Source organism: Microcoleus sp. C2D2 (assembly GCF_036702495.1).
Taxonomy (GTDB): Bacteria; Cyanobacteriota; Cyanobacteriia; order Cyanobacteriales; family Microcoleaceae; genus Microcoleus.
This window is the reverse complement of the sequence record NZ_JAUBTO010000059.1, coordinates 25,561-44,090: the sequence shown is the minus strand read 5'-3', so window position 1 is coordinate 44,090 and position 18,530 is coordinate 25,561. Positions and strand designations below refer to the sequence as shown.

The 18,530-nt window shown below is 46.2% G+C and carries 16 protein-coding genes and 2 pseudogenes; 10 read left to right on the top strand and 8 right to left on the bottom strand.

Going from position 1 to position 18,530, the window contains the following annotated elements; genetic code table 11:
- The first annotated feature begins 131 nt into the window (after positions 1–131).
- Positions 132–806 carry a nuclease-related domain-containing protein gene (locus QUB61_RS19590; RefSeq protein ID WP_333136273.1) on the top strand — a complete coding sequence of 225 codons (675 nt, stop codon included), beginning with the start codon at positions 132–134 and terminating at the stop codon, positions 804–806.
- Between the two features lie 248 nt (positions 807–1,054).
- On the opposite strand, the gene QUB61_RS19585 is transcribed toward QUB61_RS19590, so the two are convergent.
- Positions 1,055–2,020, bottom strand: a complete 966-nt coding sequence (locus QUB61_RS19585; RefSeq protein WP_333136271.1) for an RluA family pseudouridine synthase — start codon at positions 2,018–2,020, stop codon at positions 1,055–1,057.
- 179 nt (positions 2,021–2,199) lie between these two features.
- The gene (locus QUB61_RS19580; RefSeq protein ID WP_333136269.1) at positions 2,200–3,648 is read right to left on the bottom strand and encodes a RecQ family ATP-dependent DNA helicase; all 1,449 of its coding nucleotides are present in this window, start codon (positions 3,646–3,648) and stop codon (positions 2,200–2,202) included.
- A 226-nt stretch (positions 3,649–3,874) separates the two neighbouring features.
- Between QUB61_RS19580 and QUB61_RS19575 the strand changes: the two genes are divergently transcribed.
- Positions 3,875–4,684, top strand: a complete 810-nt coding sequence (locus QUB61_RS19575) for a phytanoyl-CoA dioxygenase family protein (protein ID WP_333136267.1) — start codon at positions 3,875–3,877, stop codon at positions 4,682–4,684.
- Positions 4,685–5,068: 384 nt separating this feature from the next.
- On the opposite strand, the gene QUB61_RS19570 is transcribed toward QUB61_RS19575, so the two are convergent.
- Positions 5,069–5,449: a hypothetical protein gene (locus QUB61_RS19570; protein WP_333136265.1), complete on the bottom strand. Its 381-nt coding sequence runs from the start codon at positions 5,447–5,449 to the stop codon at positions 5,069–5,071.
- Between the two features lie 717 nt (positions 5,450–6,166).
- Here QUB61_RS19570 and QUB61_RS19565 point away from each other — a divergent pair.
- Positions 6,167–6,721 (top strand): M23 family metallopeptidase, encoded by a 555-nt coding sequence (locus tag QUB61_RS19565; protein ID WP_333136521.1) that lies wholly within the window; start codon positions 6,167–6,169, stop codon positions 6,719–6,721.
- Positions 6,722–6,876: 155 nt separating this feature from the next.
- Here QUB61_RS19565 and ftsH read toward each other — a convergent pair whose 3' ends face one another.
- Positions 6,877–8,814, bottom strand: a complete 1,938-nt coding sequence (ftsH, locus tag QUB61_RS19560; RefSeq protein WP_333136519.1) for an ATP-dependent zinc metalloprotease FtsH — start codon at positions 8,812–8,814, stop codon at positions 6,877–6,879.
- A gap of 334 nt (positions 8,815–9,148) precedes the next feature.
- Positions 9,149–9,573 (bottom strand): annotated as a pseudogene (gene tnpA / locus QUB61_RS19555) (IS200/IS605 family transposase).
- A 127-nt stretch (positions 9,574–9,700) separates the two neighbouring features.
- Between tnpA and QUB61_RS19550 the strand changes: the two are divergent.
- The 4 genes and pseudogenes from QUB61_RS19550 to QUB61_RS19535 all read left to right on the top strand — a co-directional run bounded on the left by QUB61_RS19550 (position 9,701) and on the right by QUB61_RS19535 (position 11,950).
- Positions 9,701–9,916, top strand: coding sequence for a helix-turn-helix domain-containing protein (locus QUB61_RS19550; protein WP_333132717.1), 216 nt, complete (start codon positions 9,701–9,703; stop codon positions 9,914–9,916).
- Between the two features lie 273 nt (positions 9,917–10,189).
- Complete coding sequence (locus QUB61_RS19545) at positions 10,190–10,402, top strand: hypothetical protein (protein WP_333132718.1); 213 nt, start codon at positions 10,190–10,192, stop codon at positions 10,400–10,402.
- Positions 10,403–10,533: 131 nt separating this feature from the next.
- Positions 10,534–11,097 (top strand): annotated as a pseudogene (locus tag QUB61_RS19540) (RNA-guided endonuclease InsQ/TnpB family protein); the annotation flags it as partial.
- 307 nt (positions 11,098–11,404) lie between these two features.
- Complete coding sequence (locus tag QUB61_RS19535) at positions 11,405–11,950, top strand: NADPH-dependent FMN reductase (RefSeq protein ID WP_333132739.1); 546 nt, start codon at positions 11,405–11,407, stop codon at positions 11,948–11,950.
- Between the two features lie 220 nt (positions 11,951–12,170).
- On the opposite strand, the gene QUB61_RS19530 is transcribed toward QUB61_RS19535, so the two are convergent.
- On the bottom strand, positions 12,171–12,401 hold the full coding sequence (locus QUB61_RS19530; RefSeq protein WP_333078017.1) for a hypothetical protein: 231 nt from the start codon (positions 12,399–12,401) through the stop codon (positions 12,171–12,173).
- Between the two features lie 132 nt (positions 12,402–12,533).
- Between QUB61_RS19530 and psb32 the strand changes: the two genes are divergently transcribed.
- Positions 12,534–13,256: a photosystem II repair protein Psb32 gene (gene psb32 / locus QUB61_RS19525; RefSeq protein WP_333132719.1), complete on the top strand. Its 723-nt coding sequence runs from the start codon at positions 12,534–12,536 to the stop codon at positions 13,254–13,256.
- Between the two features lie 59 nt (positions 13,257–13,315).
- On the opposite strand, the gene QUB61_RS19520 is transcribed toward psb32, so the two are convergent.
- The gene (locus QUB61_RS19520) at positions 13,316–13,699 is read right to left on the bottom strand and encodes a DUF4346 domain-containing protein (protein WP_333066492.1); all 384 of its coding nucleotides are present in this window, start codon (positions 13,697–13,699) and stop codon (positions 13,316–13,318) included.
- 334 nt (positions 13,700–14,033) lie between these two features.
- Between QUB61_RS19520 and dcm the strand changes: the two genes are divergently transcribed.
- Entirely contained in the window at positions 14,034–15,071 is a 1,038-nt protein-coding gene (dcm, locus tag QUB61_RS19515) for a DNA (cytosine-5-)-methyltransferase (RefSeq protein ID WP_333132720.1), read from the top strand.
- Positions 15,016–16,119: a hypothetical protein gene (locus QUB61_RS19510; RefSeq protein WP_333132721.1), complete on the top strand. Its 1,104-nt coding sequence runs from the start codon at positions 15,016–15,018 to the stop codon at positions 16,117–16,119. Before dcm ends, QUB61_RS19510 begins: the two co-directional genes overlap by 56 nt.
- A 594-nt stretch (positions 16,120–16,713) precedes the next feature.
- Here QUB61_RS19510 and QUB61_RS19505 read toward each other — a convergent pair.
- The gene (locus tag QUB61_RS19505) at positions 16,714–18,522 is read right to left on the bottom strand and encodes an aspartate kinase (RefSeq protein WP_333132722.1); all 1,809 of its coding nucleotides are present in this window, start codon (positions 18,520–18,522) and stop codon (positions 16,714–16,716) included.
- Positions 18,523–18,530: the final 8 nt, after the last annotated feature.

Below are 18,530 nucleotides of genomic sequence, written 5' to 3'. Positions count from 1 at the left end.
ATTAGTCATTAGTCATTAGTCATTAGTCATTAGTCATTAGTCATTAGTCATTAGTCATTAGTCATTAGTCATTAGGAAGAAAAATAATTCGACCTTTTCTCATTGTCAACTATAAGTGCATAGGTGCATTTATGCAGCCGCAATATAACGAAGGTGCTGGAAAACCATTGCGTCGCCATGCTCAACAGCTTCGTACCAAAGCCTTATACAGGTACGGTGCGGCAACAGGGTTGGTGTTGTTGCCACTGCTGGTATACGCGGTAGCACCTTTTGCTCCTTTATTTTTATTTCTGGTTGCAGCTCTTGTGATAGGGGCATTAATCGCCCTTCCGTTGATTGAGGACGGGAAAACGTTTTGGAAGTCGTCTCAGAGATTTGACCAAGGGGCCTGTGGTGAAGAAAAGATTCAGGAAGTTTTGGAGTCCCTAATCGAATCTGGATGGATAGCTGAGTACAATTTAAGATTGCCGCAAGTAGGCGATATCGATGTGTGGCTGCGATCGCCTAAAGGAGTCAATTTTATCATTGATGTGAAGTCTCACTCAACCGTAGTTCTGTTGGAGGGGGATGTGCTCAAGCGTCAATCTTACGACGGGAAATTGAGAGATTTTGAGAAAGATTTTCTGGCACAGATTACCAAACAAGTTACGGCTATCAAAAAAGCTAAGAAGTTAACCAAGGTCATTCCAGTAGTTGTATTTAGCGATGGCAAGGTGAGTTTTAGCAACAAACAGAAGATTAGGGGTGCTTACGTCATGGAACTGGGCAATCTGGTGTCAGGGTTGCAAGAACTCGATCGCATCTAGAGGAGTAGATAAAAGTGGGAGAAATGAGATAAACGGCTACAGTGATATGTTGGACATCAACAAATTTGCACACAGCAGTACCATCCCCGACTTGCACTAGCATCTAAGGGATACTTGTGCTATTAAAAAAAGTTAAGGTAGAAACAATATCCTGGAGGGAATGTTGAACAAAGCCATCAAGGTAGATAAAATTCTCAACGCCTGATGGCGACTTGTCATAACAGCTTTGGCGACTGCTATACCAATTATCAAATATTAGCCCGCAACCGCAATATTTTTAGCAGGGTGTTGAATTGATCGGGCAAAGGTGCGATCGCCTCTATTAATTCTCCAGTTACGGGATGCTGCAATGTCAGCCGCCATGCGTGGAGGGCTTGTCCGGTTAAATTGACGCCGATAGAACGGTTGGAACTGTACATCGGGTCGCCAACAATCGGATGTTTTATTTCCGCTGTATGCACGCGAATTTGATGGGTGCGGCCGGTTTCTAATTGATAGTGCATTAAGCAATAGTTGCCGATTCTTTCTTTCATTGTCCAGTGAGTAACTGCGGGGCGACCGCCTTTTTCTACTGGTACTACCGCCATTTTTTTGCGGTCTGTGGGATGGCGGCCGATGGGTAGGTCTATTGTGCCTGTTTCGGTGTTGGGAACGCCGTAAACTATGCCTAAATATTCGCGGCGGGCGGTTTTGGCTTTGAGTTGGGCTTGCAGGTGTTGGTGGGCTATGTCGGTTTTGGCGATCGCGATCGCACCTGTTGTATCTTTGTCTAATCTGTGTACGATTCCCGGCCGCTGAACTCCGCCTATTTCTGCTAGGGGACAGTGCGCTAACAGAGCGTTGACTAATGTACCGTCTTGGTGTCCGGCGGCTGGATGGACGACTAATCCGGCTGGTTTGTTGATAATAATTAGGCTGTCGTCTTCGTAGAGGATGTCCAGGGGAATTGATTCCGGCTGCAAGGAAGTGGGCTGGGTTTCGGGTAAAGTGAGGTGGATGCGATCGCCCGTTTTTACGGATATTTTTTTCGAGGTGCAGGTTTCGTCGTTGACTTTGACGTTACCTTGTGATATGAGGGTTTGGATTCGCGATCGGGATAAGTCCGGTATCTGGTTTGACAGCCAAATATCTAATCGCTGATTGACATTACTGCGATCGAATTCCTCTGTATTTTCTACTGTGTAAATTTGTGCCGCAGTGTCTGTTTCTATCATTTACTTTCTATGGTAATCGGTAATCGCTAATTTAAAATCGATCGATTTGTATGCAGTACATATCCTGTAGGGGCGGGTTTCACCCATAATAATTGCCTTAAAACCAATAATCTCGTAAACCCGCCCCCACGAACGCGGTAAATCGCAATCTACATCTTTCAAGATATAAGATACTGGTTTCACCGACAATTATCGCAGTGGCCGCACTGCATAGATTTCGCCTCATTTGCAAACCCAAAAGCTTGCAGCAAAAATTGCCACCTGCACTGCCGATGTTTCAAATATTTTACCATTTCCTCAGCGGCGGTAAAATTGGATTTTTCCGCTTTTTGCTGTGCGGATTTGTCCATCGCATAATTAAAAGGATCTTGCCATGTTAATTGTCCGTTGCTGTGCAAGATTGAAAGGGCGATCGCACTTTCGGGAAATTCGCGGGAAACTGCTTCTATATGACCTTTAACTGGTAATTTTTTGGCTAATTGCTGAGCTTCTCGGTATTGCGATCGCAATTTATCTTGAAAAAATTGCCCTCTTTGTTTATCTTCGGGATAAAGCAAACCCGTCGGTTCGCTAATCAATGTCAGGGCGATCGCCGATTTGCCGTCGCGTCCGCCTCTACCAATTTCCTGAATGTATTCCGATAATAGCAAAGGTGCTTGAAAATGAACAACCCACCGAACGTCGGGCTTATTAATTCCCATACCGAATGCTGAGGTACAAGTCACAAATTTAAGCTCATTGTTCAGCCAAGCTTTTTCTATTTTTCGTCGTGATTCTGGACTTAAACCTGCATGATATGCTGCTGTTTCATAACCTGCTGATTCCAACAAATCCGCCAAGCTTTCGCTATCTTTTCTAGTGCGGACATAGACTAAACCTGCTTGTTTTCGTCTGTCTTTGATAAAATTTAATAATTGCTGCTTGCGTCCTCTCGGCGTCCAGACTGTCTGCACTTGCAGGTGCAGGTTAGAACGGTAGGGACTTAGCAGAAAGGCTTCGGGTTTTTGCAGTTGCAAGACATTTTTAATTGTCTGCTGTGCTTTCGGGTTGGCGGTAGCGGTGAAAGCTGCGATCGCAATTTTACTATTTGCTGGTTTAGCTTTCAACAAAGCCGGCCGCACTGTTCCCAAACGGCGGTAAGCTGGTCGAAAAGTATCACCCCACTGCACTAAGCAGTGAGCTTCATCTAATATTAAACCGTTGATTTGGATGTGTGGCTGACTGATAATTTCCCAAACTGGTTTACTGAGTAATGTTTCAGGAGACAGGTACAGCAATCTTAATTTGTTTTGTTGCAGCGCTTGCATAGTTTGTCGGCGCTGCGGTGTTGGCAATTGACTGTGGAGGAGGGAAGCGGGAAGATGGCGAGCTCGCAATTCTTGCACTTGATTTTCCATCAAGGCGACTAACGGCGAAACTACCAAAGTTAAGCCTGTTTGTAACAAAGCTGGCAGTTGAAAGCAGATTGATTTGCCACCACCTGTCGGCATAATTATAATTGTATCTTTTCCCGCTAATAAACTGCTAACTATTTCTCCTTGCGGTGGTCGAAAGTCGTCGTATCCCCATATTTTTTGGAAGGCGGCGCGGGCTTGATTTAATGATGTTGGTTCTGGTTGGTATTTCATTTGATTTATCCCCAAATGAGAAGTGTCAATTATACCAGACAGGACTTACACATCAATGACTATTACAGTCGCACGCTGACTGATGAAACCGGGTTTATTCGTAGATTTCTCGTTAGTAATCGCAAAATTTTCGTAGAAACCGGGTTTCTCGCCCATGCGCGCCACCTCTTAAACTGTGCGAAGTGTTAATTTAATAACAGTGAATAATTTTACTCAAATTTGAATTATGAACGCAAGCACGTTAAGCGAAGTTTTCAGCTATCGGCAAAAGACATATGATATTTTCGACACAGCAGGGGCGGTAGAAGCGGTGCGCGAAGATGGTTTTGCGCTGATTCCCGGTGTACTCAGTCGGTCCGAAGTGGCCCGAACCAGGGAAGCCCTCGATCGCCTGGAACCCTTCGGACTCGATGGTAGCAGTTGGAGTGAATTGAACCAGCATTTTAAGTGCGTTTTTAATCGCGATCGGCTGTGGCTTTCCTATGCCGATCGACCGGGTATAATTGAGTTAGCCGAAGCATTAATGGGCAGCCAGTGCCATATTATCGGCATGACTGCGTGGAAAAGCGGGCCCGGTTATGATGGTTGGCGCGTCCACGTCGATCAGGTGTTTGTACCCATGCCCGAAAGCGTGTTTGCAGATCGCACTTTTCAACTGCCAGTATGGATTTGTACAGCCCATTTCTATCTCAGCGACATCCCAGAAGACCTCTGTCCTACCTACATTATTCCTGGTAGTCACAAATCTGGTCGAAAACCACAGCGCGGGGAAGAAACTTGGAACGGACACTCCGCAGAACCAGTTTTGTGCAAAGCAGGAGATGTGTTATTTTTCCGCAGTGAAATTTGGCATTCCGGCGGCAAAAATACGACAACAGATGGAACTCGCTACTTACTGCAAGTGCATTATTCCCACCGCAACATCGCGCAGAAATTTTCGCCTTGGCCGTGGCAGTTTAACCCCGAAATTATCGCTACCGCTACTGAACGGCAACTGCGGCTTTTAGGCAAACATCCTGAGTCAAATTACGGTTGAAATATATTATGAAGATTGTTTGATGACCCAAAGCAGCCAGGGTACAAGCCCCCGGATTTATCAGTGGGGTCGCTTTCTTCAAATCTCAAATCTCAAATCTCAAATCTCAAATCGATTGACCAGTCTAGCAAGCCTTAGAAGAAATATGAACACCATCTATTCTCTTCTATTCCTTTCTCTTTTCTTCTCTTTCTCTGTGTCCTCTGCGCCCTCTGCGGTTCATAAAAAAAATATCTCTCACAAATCTATTAACATTATAAAGTCAAATTTATTTGAGACTTGGAGTTTTGGATTTGAGATTATCATCCATTTTAGAGGCTGGCAAATCCCCGAATCTCTTGAGCAATCCCAATCCAAAATCCAAAATCCAAAATCTAAAATCGCCTAAGATTGACCGTCTCGGCGGCCGAGTTCGTAAACGCCGCCGCCAATACAGGCGATCGTACCCATAGATACCGCCCAACCAGTACCCAGAGAAAATTCAACGCCCCAATTGCACAATCCGCCCGCAATCAAAAAGGGCACAATGCTCAACAGCGAAGCGTAAAAGGCATTTTGAGCTTCTCTGGCTTCGCGGGTTCTTTCAAACTCGGCTTCCGAGGTGTAGAGGGATCTCTCAGCAAAATTCATCCAGCGGTTGAGTTGCAGGATTACCCATTCAGTGAGGGGCGACAGGCCCCAATAGAGGGCCAAAGACCACAAAGACGCACCGGCGATCGCAGTTGCGTCTATGGCAAAACTAAAAGGAAAAATTTCAGTAAGCATTGCTTGATGTTTGTGTTGACATCCACCCCGACCTGAAGGTAGGGGGATTCCCAAACCTCACGATTTGAATTTCTGCTTCTTCGCAACTGCCTCCACCCTAAAAGAGATTTGGTCTTATGTTCGCTCCACAGACTAACCCCGCAAGAGAAAGCGGTTTTTACGTGTCGAATACCAAACGGAATTCTTCGTAGTTTTGATTCTAGGGATGTTTACCATTGCCCTATCCTCTTTTCCCGGTCTACCGATTTTGCTTCGCCGCCAGCACAAGGCTGAACTTCGCTCGTATAGGCTGTGTGATCCATCGTCTCGGGTGGGTCGTTGACCAATTATATTGTAATCTAAAGCCGTCCTAAAAGGACGAGGTTTCTACCCAATTTTCTGATGAATTTGAGATTTCAGACGGCCTCCAAAATCCCCGAACTAACTATAGTGTCAAGAAAAAGCTCGATCGAATTCAAGGGCTGCAGAAATTCCTGGACCCAATGACATTCGCATACCCGTAGCATTTAACCCGAAGCCTTGACACCGGCTGTGTATGCAGTAAGATACACGTTGGTCAACTGATTCGTTTGGCCCGTAGAGCTGACGAAGGCAATCTTGCAGCGAATTGGGCCGACAACGCACACCCGCAAATACATTCAACTTTCTGCCGTGAAAAAAATCGTGCAAGACTCTAGAGGCCCGCTGACGGGAAAACGCTTTTTTCGTCTTAGACAGATGCTGCTGCTGGCACTTTCGATCGGCATTGTTTTGATCGGCCCTTATTTGCAGCAGCAGTTGGTCCAAGCTCAGTCAGGCTTACCAAGAAGAGTAGCGACGGGTAATTTGTGGCAAGAAGCTTCTTTTCCCGTCGAAAATTTTGAAGCCTACAGTTCCGCCTTCGGCCCCCGTGGCGGAGATTTTCATTACGGTTTGGACTTGGCCGCCCCGGAAGGCAGCTATATCCGCAATTGGTGGGGCGGGCAAATTGTCGAAGTTTGGGAAGATGGCCGGTGCGGCACTGGTATGGTGGTGCGATCGGGAAATTGGGAACACATCTACTGTCACCTCAGAGGTCGGGTGGAAACAGCTAACGGCGGGCGTTATTATATCGATCGCGCAGGCGGGCTGCAAATTTGGCAGGGTCAAGCTGTGCCGGCCGGTGCGAGAATTGCCAGAGTTGGGATGACCGGGCGCACGACCGGTCCTCACCTGCACTGGGGATTGAAGTACGAGGGTCGCTGGGTAGACCCGGCTTTGGTATTGCGGGAAATGTACTCCCAACAATCTTAATTGGTCATTAGTTAGCAGTCATTAGTCATTAGTTAGGAGTCATTTTTATTGGTTTGTAGTAAGGACTAAAGTCCTTATTTTTTCGATAATGAGGAATAAAGTCCTCACTACAAACTTGAATAACTAATAACTCATGACCAATGACTAATGACTCTTTACGTTGGGGCCAACTCTTTTTTGCTCAACTCGGTGTACCGCTCGACAATTTGGCGGAATTCGTCGCCGTCGATCGTTTCTTCATCCAACAGCGCTTCGACAAGTTTGTCTACCAAAGCGCGGTTTTCGCGGATAATCCGGCGAGCTTCTTCGTAGCAGTCAAAGGCAATTTCCCGGACTTGCCGATCGATCTTGATTGCCATTTCTTCGGAATACTCCGATCGCGAATTCCAGTTCTGACCCAAAAACACCTCATTGTTCGGACTTTCCAAAGCCACAGGCCCCAAATCCGACATTCCATAAAGCGTTACCATCTCCCTCGCGAGACTGCTAACTTTTTTGAGATCGCTACCGGCACCGGTGTCGATTTCAGCATCGCCATAAATTTCTGCCTCCGCCGCCCGTCCCCCCAAAGCTACTTTAATTCGGTTTAACAGCAAAGCCCGACTCCTCAAACCTTCGCTGTCGAGCATTTCGTCGTCAAGCACAAAGCTAGTAAAGCCTTCGATGCCGCCGGAACGGGGAATAATCGTTACTTTTTCAACCGGGTCGGCATTTTTGAGCATTGTCGCGACTAGGGCGTGTCCAATTTCGTGGTATGCTGTCATCCACTTTTTCTTACTGTCGAGCAGCGGGTTGAGCGTAAGCCCGATCGTGATCCGGTCGATCGCGTCGTGAACTTCTAAGTTAGTAATCGTGTCTTTGCGACGCCTCGCGGTGAGAATAGCTGCTTCGTTGAGCAAGTTTGCCAAGTCGGCGCCGGAAAAGCCGGGAGTGCGGCGGGCGATCGTGTCGAGGGCAACTTCTGGGTCGAGTTTTTTGTTGCGCGCGTGAACTTGCAAAATCCCTAAACGCCCTTTGTAACTGGGCAAATCTACCGTTACTTGCCGATCGAACCTGCCGGGCCGCAGCAGGGCGGTATCGAGCACGTCGGGGCGGTTGGTAGCTGCAATCACAATCACGCCGCTGTTACCCTCAAAGCCGTCCATTTCTGTCAGCAACTGGTTGAGAGTTTGTTCGCGTTCGTCGTTGCCGCCGCCGATACCAGCGCCGCGCTGCCTTCCTACGGCGTCTATTTCGTCGATGAAGACGATGCAGGGCGAATTTTCTTTAGCTTTGCGGAACAAGTCGCGGACGCGGGAGGCGCCGACTCCGACAAACATTTCGACAAATTCCGAACCGGAGATACTGAAGAAGGGGACGGCTGCTTCGCCTGCGATGGCTTTTGCCAGCATTGTTTTGCCGGTTCCCGGAGGCCCGATTAACAGAACTCCTCGGGGAATTTTGGCGCCGATGGCGTTGAAGCGTTCGGGCTTTTTGAGGAAGGTTACGACTTCTTGAAGTTCTTCCTTAGCTTCTTCGATGCCTGCTACGTCGTCGAACATCACGCCGGTTTTGGCTTCCATTTGGAAACGGGCTCTGGATTTGCCGAAGTTCATGGCATTTCCTTGAGATTGGGTCGATCGGCGCAGGATTGCCATCAACACTGCCAACACAGCAAAAATCACTAGCAAGTTTACTACTAAACTGACTGCGGCGGCGTTGTCGGCTGTTTGTTTGACTTCAAAGTCAATCTTTTTGGCGCGGATTTGCGAGTACAGTTCTCGGTTGTTGTAGTCGAAGAGAGTAACTGATTGGGCGGGAGCGCTTTTTTGATTTTTTAGGGTAACTTTGGCAGTTCTTTGGATTTCGTCTACTTCGATTTTAGTGACTTGCCCTTTTTCTATGTTCTCGATCAGTTGGCTGTAACTCATGGTCTTTGGCGTGCTCTCGGCAAAAACCGGGGTCGAGAGCAATATTCCTTGAGAAATCACCAAACTGCCCAGGATGCGCCAAAGATTCCGTCCTGGAATTGATTTTTTAGGATTCTGCGGGATCGATTTGTCTTTGTTTACAGCTAGATGCCCCAGCCATGCCTGTTTCCAAGAATTTTTCATATTGCTTTGCCCAAGGTTGAAGAGTGCCAAGATTGACCGCTTTTGGTTTGCTACCTTTATTTATTTTAACAAGAGGGCGGGTGTTGAATGGGTCGATCTCTGGCTGGCATCTCAAAAGACTCCTCAAAATAGCCGGTCGTCAACGATCCGAGCCTGTTTTCGCTGAGCGGGCCCGGGAGCTCTCACCCGTCCCTACCCATCTAAACTGCGGGGTACTCCCACCAGACCGCTAGACGCGGTTGGTGGCGAGGGGGATAGCAGGTCGGTGAGGAATCCCACCCCCGAACAACTTTGACAGCTCAAAGAGTGAGTGGAGTGGGTGACGAACCGACAATTACTCTGCGATCTCACTCCGGTTTTCGACATATTTTCTAACTTGTTCAACCGTAACGCCGCCACAACTGGCAACGAAATAGGCACCCGTCCAGAACGCTGGTTTACTGTAAATCAGGTTAACAATATCAGCAAATTCCTTGCGAATTAATAGACTTGAAATGGTTTTAAGGTTGTTGACAAGCGTCGCTTTTCTCGACATCTGGCGGGAAGTCAATGACGCTTGTGAACGCGGTCTGGTTCACCGTTGAAATCTGTTAACTTGCTAGCCCACTTTTCACGCATTGCTGGCAAGGATTTCATGCAGCCTATGAAAGAATTTCTTGGTTGATGACCTTTTTTCGGTACTTTGTCACTAGCACGCTTGTGAATATTAAGCGAATATACGCAACGGTAGCCTTTGTTATAGCTCATAGCACTAAGCATGATATAATCCTATGCTAAGCTGTTGTGCATTTAAATTGTATATTTCGAGTCCCGATCAAAAATCGTCAAATCCTCTCCCCCTCTCCCCTTCACCCCCTCTCCCTCTCTAATACCATAGGCAATCTAGATGCAACACAGCTTACTCACTTATCAGTACCGATTGCAACCAAACCAAGAACAGGCGGCGACTTTGAGCCACTCGGGTGAATTGTTGCGTCGGCATTGGAACTATCCTCTTGGACAAAGATTAGATTACCTTCGTCGCACCCGCTCTTCAATCGATAGATGCAGTCTGATAAGTGAGCCAATTGGTGAGATGACTGCACGAGTTGATTACTATTGACAAGCTGCCAATTTAAAGGAAATAAAATCATTATTTCCTGACTATAAAGATATTTGTGCTGACTGCAAACAGCAAAATTTAATGCGGTTGGATAAGGCTTGGAAACAATGGTTAGTCCCCGATAAAAGCGGTAAGAGAGGCGGTCAACCCAGGTTTAAGAAATAGGGTGATATTTGTTCGATTACATGGACCAGAGTCAATTCTGCCAAAGCCGGAGCGCACTTAACTAGTAGCACTTTAAAGCTATCTAAAATTGGTGAAATCCCCGTAATCTTGCACCGTCCGATACCCGACGGTTTCGATATTAAACAAGCAACAATCGTTAGCAAAGCTGATGGTTGGTATGTAAGTTTCGCACTTGAAGATAACACAGTACCGACTTCCTTACCTGTTGATAAAATTAAATCGGCGGTGGGAATTGATGTTGGATTAGAAAAGTTTCTAACTACTAGTGACGCTGAAGCAATTGCCGTTCCTCAGTTCTAAGCTGTTGTGCATTTAAATTGTATATTTCGAGTCCCGATCAAAAATCGTCAAATCCTCTCCCCCTCTCCCCTTCACCCCCTCTCCCTCTCTAATACCATAGGCAATCTAGATGCAACACAGCTTACCGCAAGGCTCAAGCTGTTCTAGCACGGAGACAACGCAAGTTAGCCAGACAGTCCAAGGGGTCTAACAACTATCAAAAACAAGCGAATAAAGTTGCTAGGTTGCATCTGCATGTTGCCCGTCAACGCAAAGATTTTCATTATTCTGTAGCTCATTATTTATGTACAACTTACGATCTGATTGGATTCGAGAAATTGAATATCAAGGGTCTAGCTAGAACCAGATTAGCTAAATCAATACTCGATGTTGCATGGCGGACGTTCTTGAATATATTGCAAGCAGTAGCGGTAAGACGCGGTAAGCATACCCAAGAAGTAGATGCTAAAGGCACTAGTAGTGATTGTTTTAATTGTGAAGAAATAGTTGTTAAAGACCTGTCTGTTCGTATTCATAATTGCCCCAATTGTTCGGTTTGTTTGGACAGAGATTTAAACGCTTCACTGAACATACTTAAACGGACGGTAGGACAACCGTTTGCTGCTTGTGGAGGCTTAGTCAGCAGACAGCCTGTGAGACAAGAACTCTCATTTGTGAATTTGAGAAGGCCCCGTCAGACCGCTTTTAGCGGTTGACGGTGGGAGTTGTCACCCTGTTAGCGGTAAATCCTACAGAAGTAGTAAGAGCTTTAAAAGTGGGCATTGGGGCTGCCCTGGTGATTCAGATTTGAATGGTGCGATGAATATTTCTGTTCTTGGAGGGGCACTAAATTCGCTCGGAGGTTCGGTATTGTTTTGCAGCATTGCAGACCCGCGGGACTACTGAAAGCCCGCGCCTTCTATGCGTGGAGTAGTTTACTTGACAGGTGCCGATCGAACTTGCTATCTTAATCATAGTCGTAATGAGTACGTTTTAGTCGAGCAGTTATTGTTTTTAAGTTTTATGGTAAAAATTGTCGGCATTGGTGGAAGTTTGCGGGCTGGGTCTTACAGCCAGTTAGCGTTGAAGGTGGTAGCAGAACGGGCCGAGGCCCTAGGCGCGGAAGTGGAAATATTCGATTTGCGATCGCTCAAGCTGCCCTTCTGCGACGGCGAGGATAATTATATCGATTACCCGGATGTGGACAAGCTGCAGAATGCGGTTAAGCAAGCCGACGGCTTGATTTTGGCAACGCCGGAGTATCACGGTAGCGTCAGCGGTGCTCTCAAGAATGCCCTGGATTTGATGAGTTTTGAGCATTTGGACGGGAAGGTTGCGGGTGCGATTAGCGTTTTGGGAGGGCAAGTTAACAGCAACGCACTCAACGATTTGCGCGTGATTTTGAGATGGGTGCACGCTTGGGTAATTCCCGAACAAATTGCGATCGGACAAGCTTGGAAAGCTTTTAGTCCTGATGGTAAATTGTTGGATGAAAAACTGTCTGAAAGGTTCGACGAATTTGCTCGGAGTTTGGTAGAAAATACGCGGAAATTGCGAGGAATTTCGTAATTGTATCTCATGACAAATGTACTCCGGGACGCAACAGGCACAGTCTTTGGGTGCGTCCCTTCCCCTCATTTCTCGTGTTTTGTCTCTAGCAGAGCACCCTAAAAGCTGTAATGTTAACAGTCATTAGTCATTAGTCATTAGTCATTAGTCATTAGTCAACAGTTAACAGTCAACAGTTAACAGTCAACAGTCAACAGTTAACAGTTAACAGTCAAGTGAGTTAAAATGGCATATCGATCATGTCTCCGAAAGGATGGGGTACGTCGATCGACATTCTTCCGGGTTTTGACTCATATTTGTCAATCCACTTTTTGGCCAATTCCAAAGCTTCCTCCTCTGTCTTGGCATTTTGGACGGCGACGTGGCGGTTGCCGCGGCTATCCCAAACCTCGACGTAGAAGACTTTCTGAGATTGAATAATCCAACCTTTATAAGTGTCTGCTGGTTCCATAGTTAGAATCCTAAAATAATCGGGCGGGGAGTTCCACGGGCGGGCTAATTGTAAATATTGCCCTGCATAAAATGAATTTTACGGGGGTTTCTATAGTATTTTTGGAAAAAAGTCAGTTTTACGGTTAACCTCATGACTAGACTCCCGAAGCAATTACTTAGCTGGAGAAAATATCTCCAACCTTTGGCGGCGGCGATCGCGATCGCCCTAATCGCATCCCAGATGGCGGTATTGCCGGCATTGGCGACTGGCGTGTACGAAATGCCGGTGTTGTCGGCGGGCGATCGAACTTGGGTGTTCGACAAAGGCGACGTGCTCAGCCGCAGCAGCGAAAGCAATATCAGCAGCGTGCTCGACAACCTGGAAAACCAAACAGGGAAACAAGTCAGGTTTGTCACCTTCCACCGCTTAGACTACGGCGAAACGACTGCCACTTTCACCGACCAACTGTTTGAACAGTGGTTTCCCGCAAAAGAAGACCAGGCTAACCAAATTTTACTCGTTCTCGACACTGTTACCAACAGTGCGGCAATTCGGACCGGGGAAGGGGTGAAATCCCTGCTAACCGATGAAATTGCCCAGAGTGTGGCTGGGGAAACCGTGCAAGTGCCGCTGCGGGAAGGCAATAAATACAACGAGGCATTTGCGGCTGCAAGTACGCGCATTGCAACTGTTTTGTCGGGCGAACCGGATCCGGGTGCTCCTGAAGTTGTTGACAACATTCAAGTTGAAGGCACGTTTAAAAAAGCTGAAGAAACAGACCAAGGCAATGCCACAGTTGTTGTGGTTGTGCTGTTGGTATTGGCGACAGTGATTCCGATGGTGACTTATTTCTGGTATCAAGGTTTTTCGTAATCGGTGCTGCTTGCATCCGATCGGTTGCCGTTTTGTCAAGAAAATAGGGCAGGGCTGCACTAATCTTGAACGTATTCTCGATCGCTCAACAATGCAATCTCTGCCCGTACAAATTCCCGTCCCAGATAAGCCGCGTGATCTAACATTGTCACCGGGCTGGGGCGGGTTTCTTCTAGGATTTTGACACAAAGTTCTTTGGCGGTTCTGCCGGTAAAAAGTGTGGATTGGGTGCGTTCTACTTTGCCGCGGGCGGGGATGGGTTTACCAGTTTCGGGATCGACGGCGAGGCCTCGATCGTCGATGATGTTGGTAAAATGTTTGGCACAGATTAAGCTGGTTTCGCGATCGAGATAGATGATGAAGTAGCCGCCCGGATCGAGGTCGATGTGGCGTTTGGATAGCTTGTCATCGATTGCGGTGAGGTTTTCCAAGGTTTGACTCATGGTTGGTAAAACGAAGTAAACAATAGCTGTATTTTGTTCTGCTATTTCTAGTTTAGTCGGCTGCGGGACAAGTTTGGCAGGTTGGTTGGTTGAATGCGGGGGAAAGTTTCGGGCGATCGACATTCTACGCGATCTCTGTGGGGACACGGCCCAGGCTAAGTCCGGCGAGGGCTTCTGCGACTTTTAATGATTGGTATAAGATTGAGGACTGTAGCAACACTTGTTGAAATTGATAGAATGAACCGCAGAGAACGCAGAGAACGCAGAGTCAAAGAAGAGAGAGAAACAAAATATGTTATCATGGGGTTGAAGAATATTTGGGATTAAGTTGTAGATGAGATTTATAGATTTGTTTTCGGGAATAGGAGGTTTCAGACAAGGTTTTGAAAAAATTGGCTTTGAATGCGTTTTTTCCTGCGAAATTAACAGCAAATGCCGAGAAGTTTACACAGTAAATTTCGGTGAGGTTCCTTTTGCCGACATCAGTAACATCAATCCCGCCGATTTAGCAGACTTTGATATTTTAGTGGCCGGGTTTCCGTGCCAACCTTTTAGCATCTGCGGCAAAAAGCTCGGTTTTGAAGATACTAGAGGCACGCTATTTTTCGATATTTGTAAAATTATCAAAATCAAGCAGCCTAAAGTTATCGTTCTCGAAAATGTTAAGCACTTAATCCATCACGATAAGGGAAATACCTTAAAAGTAATTATTGCCAGTCTTGAAGATTTGGGATACAGCGTGAGTTACAAAATGCTGAATGCTAAAGACTTTGGAATTCCTCAACATCGTGAAAGAATATTTATTATTGCAACTAAAGGTAAACCCTTCAAGTTTTCTCGGCTTAAAACCCAGTTGACTCCAAAACTCAGGGAATTTCTAGACAAGACAGGGGATTTTGAAATATTGGATAAATCCGAGTATACTTTAATTGAGTCTCCGAGAAAGCAAGATTCGGGACTTTTGTTTGTAGGTTACAGAAATAAAGGTACTTGGAAAACTGGCGTGAGGCCGAATACAGAACATTTATCGAGAGTTCACAGACAGCCTAATCGCATTTATTCGGTAGATGGAGTGCATCCAACAATTCCTTCGCAAGAAACATCTGGCAGGTTTTTTATCTACATTCCTGAGCAAGATATGGTGAGAAAGTTGACGCTGAAGGAATGTTACCGTCTTATGGGTTTTCCTGAGGATTTTAAAAGTTATCCGAGTGCGGGGGAAAGTTACAAGCAAATTGGGAATTCGGTTTGTGTACCGGTGGTGGAGGCGATCGCCAAAGAAATATTAAGTCAAAATTTATTGTCAAATGAGCCAAATGAACCACAAAGAAAAACTGAAGAATATATACAGCTTGTCCTTTTCAATTGCTGATATCAAGGATATTCCTCAACAATACCTTGGATATATTTTACTAATTGGTGAACAAGCATACAAACAAAAGGGCGTTTATACCGTGTTGGTTACTCTTCTAACTCACAAGTCTTTATCCCCTGAACAGGACATCAGAAAACATCAGAGTAGTATGGAGGGTGGTTTTTCGGGAAGAACTATTGACACTCTATATATTACACCTACATTAAAAGAACTGGGACTTCCATCTATGGCTGAAAGCGGTTGGCTCACCAGGTCTTTAGAACAACCGTACCCGTACAATTTAGACTACCAGGGCAAAATAAGCAACAAGGCAGTAAAAAAAGCATTTTTAAGTATAATTGATTATATTCAAAGCAGACCTGAACAGGTAGATAAGGTGCTGCGATTGATATTGAATAAAGTTATTGAAGTACAAGCTAAAAATATTGTAAACGTAGCCAAATTAGTTAATCCTGACACTCTGAACATACTGAGTATAGTTTCTTGCCTGGAGGAGCATTTTTCTACTAAATACAAAGTTCGCGGTGGCTCAAAGTTGCCTGTTCTAGCTATCTATGCCATGTATAAGTCTCTCTTGGACGAAGTTAAAAGATATGAAAACTGTATTTTAGCACCTTTAGGCAGTCACACAGCATCTGACTTGACTTCAAGAAGTTCAGGCGACATAGAAATATTTGACGAACAAGGGCAAATCTGTGAAGCTATTGAAGTAAAGCTCGATCGGGAAATTGACTTAACAATTGTGCGAGTAGCTTATGAAAAAATTATCAGGTTTAATCCGAAAAGATACTATATACTTTCGTGTAAGGATATTAAAGTCTCTGAACTTCAAGAAATAAACAACATAATATCTCAAGTTAGAGAAGAGCATGGCTGTCAAATAATAATTAATGGAGTAATTCCCACCATTCAATATTACTTAAGATTGATTTCCTTAGAAATATTTGTGAGTAATTACTCTACTCTGGTCGGTATTGATACAGAATTGCAGCTTGTTCACAAGCTCAAGTGGAATGAATTAATTGAAAAACTGGGTGTTGAGTAGATGGTGCTATAGTATGGTCCGGTAATTTATCAAACTCTGATACACTCCGAGAGTATTTATCGTTCATCCTTCATTAAACCACTTTAGCCGATCGACTAATATTACCGCTGAAGTAATTCTTTCGAGCCATATTCCCCACTCATATGATAAATGTAAGCTTTCTCATCAGAAGAGTGCGGGCAGAATAAGCGTACTTTCCGATCGCCATTTATATTTTGCCAAGCAAGTTTAATACTGCCTCGGTCATCTGTACCCGTAGAGATTTTGAAAAACTGTTTCCCATGCTATCGTAGACCTCAAGAACAAATTTCATCGCTGTCCTAAAAGCATACTCAGTTGGTCTTAAAATTCCCTACTCATCCTCTTCTTCTAAATCTAAAAGTTGGATCGGACGTTCGACCGTGATTCGGAAATTCAATAAACCGCTATTGCTACTGCTATCAGTAATCTGTTCCTTTGCTACAGTCATAAGATTAAATTCCTTAAGTCGATCGCTCATTTTAGGCTAACACAGCCTAATGCTGTGCAATTCGGTAAGGTGGGGCTTGCCCACCCTACATTATTAGGACTCTTCATCCTTACTACCAACAAGTATTAGGCGGGAACTTGGATTTTTTCAGTGCCGGCAAGTTCAAAGGCTGCATGAATTGCCTTCAAAGCAGTTACGCCTTGTTCCTCATCCACAACGCAGCTAATTTTAATCTCGGAAGTTGCAATCATTTGAATGTTAATTTGCTGCCGGGCAAGCGCTTCAAACATCCTTGCGGCTACTCCCGGATTGGCTACCATCCCGGAACCGACAACGCTAACTTTGGCAACTTCTGTATCGACTGCTACTTCGCCCCATCCGAATTCTGGGGCGGCTTTTTGGAGGGTATTTTTAGCAGCTTCGGCGTCAATTTGTGCTACGGTAAATGCAATGTCGCGAGTTAATATGCCGTCGATATTGTGGCAGCGCTGCGACTGAATGATCGTGTCTACGCTGATATTTTCTTCGGCTAAAAGTCCGAACAGTTTTGCTGCTACTCCGGGTCGATCGGGCAATTGGCGAATTGCTAGACGCGCTTGATTGAGATCCAACGCAACGGCGCGGACGGTGGGGGGTTTTTGGGATGATGAATGCAGCCGTATAGGGGAGTTGGCGACATTAAATGCTTTGCAGAGTTCGGCAACGGCCCGATCGCAATCTTCGGCATCGATCGCACAACTAACTTTCACCTCGGATGTAGAAATCATTTGAATGTTAATTCCCGCATCCGCTAAAGTCTTAAACATCTGCGCCGCTACCCTCGGACGACCGATCATTCCCGCACCCGCAATGCTAACTTTAGCTATGGGCCGCTCTTCTGCTTTCACTTCTGGTTCTCCCAATTCTGGGCGAGAATTTTTGCCGAGGGTGGGAATAATTGCATCTGCAACGGCGGTGGCTTGTTGGAGAGATTTTCGCGTGACGGTGAAGGCAATATCGTTAGTATTTCCTTCGTGAATTGACTGGATAATTAAGTCTACATCGAGGTTTTGTTGGGCGATCGCACCGAATAACCGCGCTGCTACTCCCGGGCGATCGGGCAAACGCAGTAGCGACACCCCCGCCTGATCTAAGTCAAATTCCACCGCATCCACCGCTTTTGCGAGCTCCAAGCCCTCCAAAGGCCGAGGTTGCGGGGGTGGGGACACTACCCGCGTACCGGGGGCGTCACTCCAGCTAGAAAGCACTACCAGCGGCACGCCGTAATTCTTGGCAATTTCTACCGCGCGCGGGTGCAGGACTTTTGCGCCCAAACTAGCCAATTCCAGCATTTCGTCGCAAGTGATTTCGTCCATCAATTGGGCGTCGGCAACCAAGCGCGGATCTGTAGTCAAAATTCCGGGCACGTCGGTATAAATTTCGCACCTGTCGGCCCGCAGCGCTGCGGCGAGGGCAACTGCTGTTGTGTCGGAACCGCCACGCCCCAAGGTGGTAATTTCCAATTCTCCGGCATCGGCGATACCTTGGAAACCCGCAACCACAACGACTTTACCGCTTTTTAACTGGGTTTCGAGCCTCAAAGGGTCGATTCGCAAAATCCGGGCGCGGGTGTGGGCGGCTTCGGTGACAATGCCAACTTGGGCGCCGGTGAGGGAAATTGCGGGCTGTCCCATTTCCTGCAATGCCATGCTCAAAAGTGCGATCGAGACTTGTTCCCCAGTGGAAAGCAACATATCCATTTCCCGCTTGTTGGGATTTGGGGAAATTTCCTTGGCGAGTTTAACTAAACCGTCGGTGGTTTTCCCCATCGCCGAAAGTACGACAACGAGAGAGTTGCCGAGCTGTGCTGTTTTTACAACTCGTCGGGCTACTTCCAAAATGCGCGAGACTGTACCAACCGAAGTTCCGCCATATTTCTGAACAATTAGTGCCATAGGACTTA

Excerpts from the sequence above, each read along its gene's own strand:
- psb32 (WP_333132719.1), top strand. The coding sequence starts at position 12,534 with ATGACTAGACTCCCGAAGCAATTACTTAGCTGGAGAAAATATCTCCAA.
- QUB61_RS19535 (WP_333132739.1), top strand. The coding sequence starts at position 11,405 with ATGGTAAAAATTGTCGGCATTGGTGGAAGTTTGCGGGCTGGGTCTTAC.
- QUB61_RS19505 (WP_333132722.1), bottom strand. The coding sequence starts at position 18,522 with ATGGCACTAATTGTTCAGAAATATGGCGGAACTTCGGTTGGTACAGTC.
- QUB61_RS19575 (WP_333136267.1), top strand. The coding sequence starts at position 3,875 with ATGAACGCAAGCACGTTAAGCGAAGTTTTCAGCTATCGGCAAAAGACA.
- QUB61_RS19585 (WP_333136271.1), bottom strand. The coding sequence starts at position 2,020 with ATGATAGAAACAGACACTGCGGCACAAATTTACACAGTAGAAAATACA.
- QUB61_RS19580 (WP_333136269.1), bottom strand. The coding sequence starts at position 3,648 with ATGAAATACCAACCAGAACCAACATCATTAAATCAAGCCCGCGCCGCC.
- QUB61_RS19550 (WP_333132717.1), top strand. The coding sequence starts at position 9,701 with ATGCAACACAGCTTACTCACTTATCAGTACCGATTGCAACCAAACCAA.
- ftsH (WP_333136519.1), bottom strand. The coding sequence starts at position 8,814 with ATGAAAAATTCTTGGAAACAGGCATGGCTGGGGCATCTAGCTGTAAAC.
- QUB61_RS19570 (WP_333136265.1), bottom strand. The coding sequence starts at position 5,449 with ATGCTTACTGAAATTTTTCCTTTTAGTTTTGCCATAGACGCAACTGCG.
- QUB61_RS19520 (WP_333066492.1), bottom strand. The coding sequence starts at position 13,699 with ATGAGTCAAACCTTGGAAAACCTCACCGCAATCGATGACAAGCTATCC.
- QUB61_RS19510 (WP_333132721.1), top strand. The coding sequence starts at position 15,016 with ATGAACCACAAAGAAAAACTGAAGAATATATACAGCTTGTCCTTTTCA.
- QUB61_RS19590 (WP_333136273.1), top strand. The coding sequence starts at position 132 with ATGCAGCCGCAATATAACGAAGGTGCTGGAAAACCATTGCGTCGCCAT.
- dcm (WP_333132720.1), top strand. The coding sequence starts at position 14,034 with ATGAGATTTATAGATTTGTTTTCGGGAATAGGAGGTTTCAGACAAGGT.
- QUB61_RS19530 (WP_333078017.1), bottom strand. The coding sequence starts at position 12,401 with ATGGAACCAGCAGACACTTATAAAGGTTGGATTATTCAATCTCAGAAA.
- QUB61_RS19565 (WP_333136521.1), top strand. The coding sequence starts at position 6,167 with ATGCTGCTGCTGGCACTTTCGATCGGCATTGTTTTGATCGGCCCTTAT.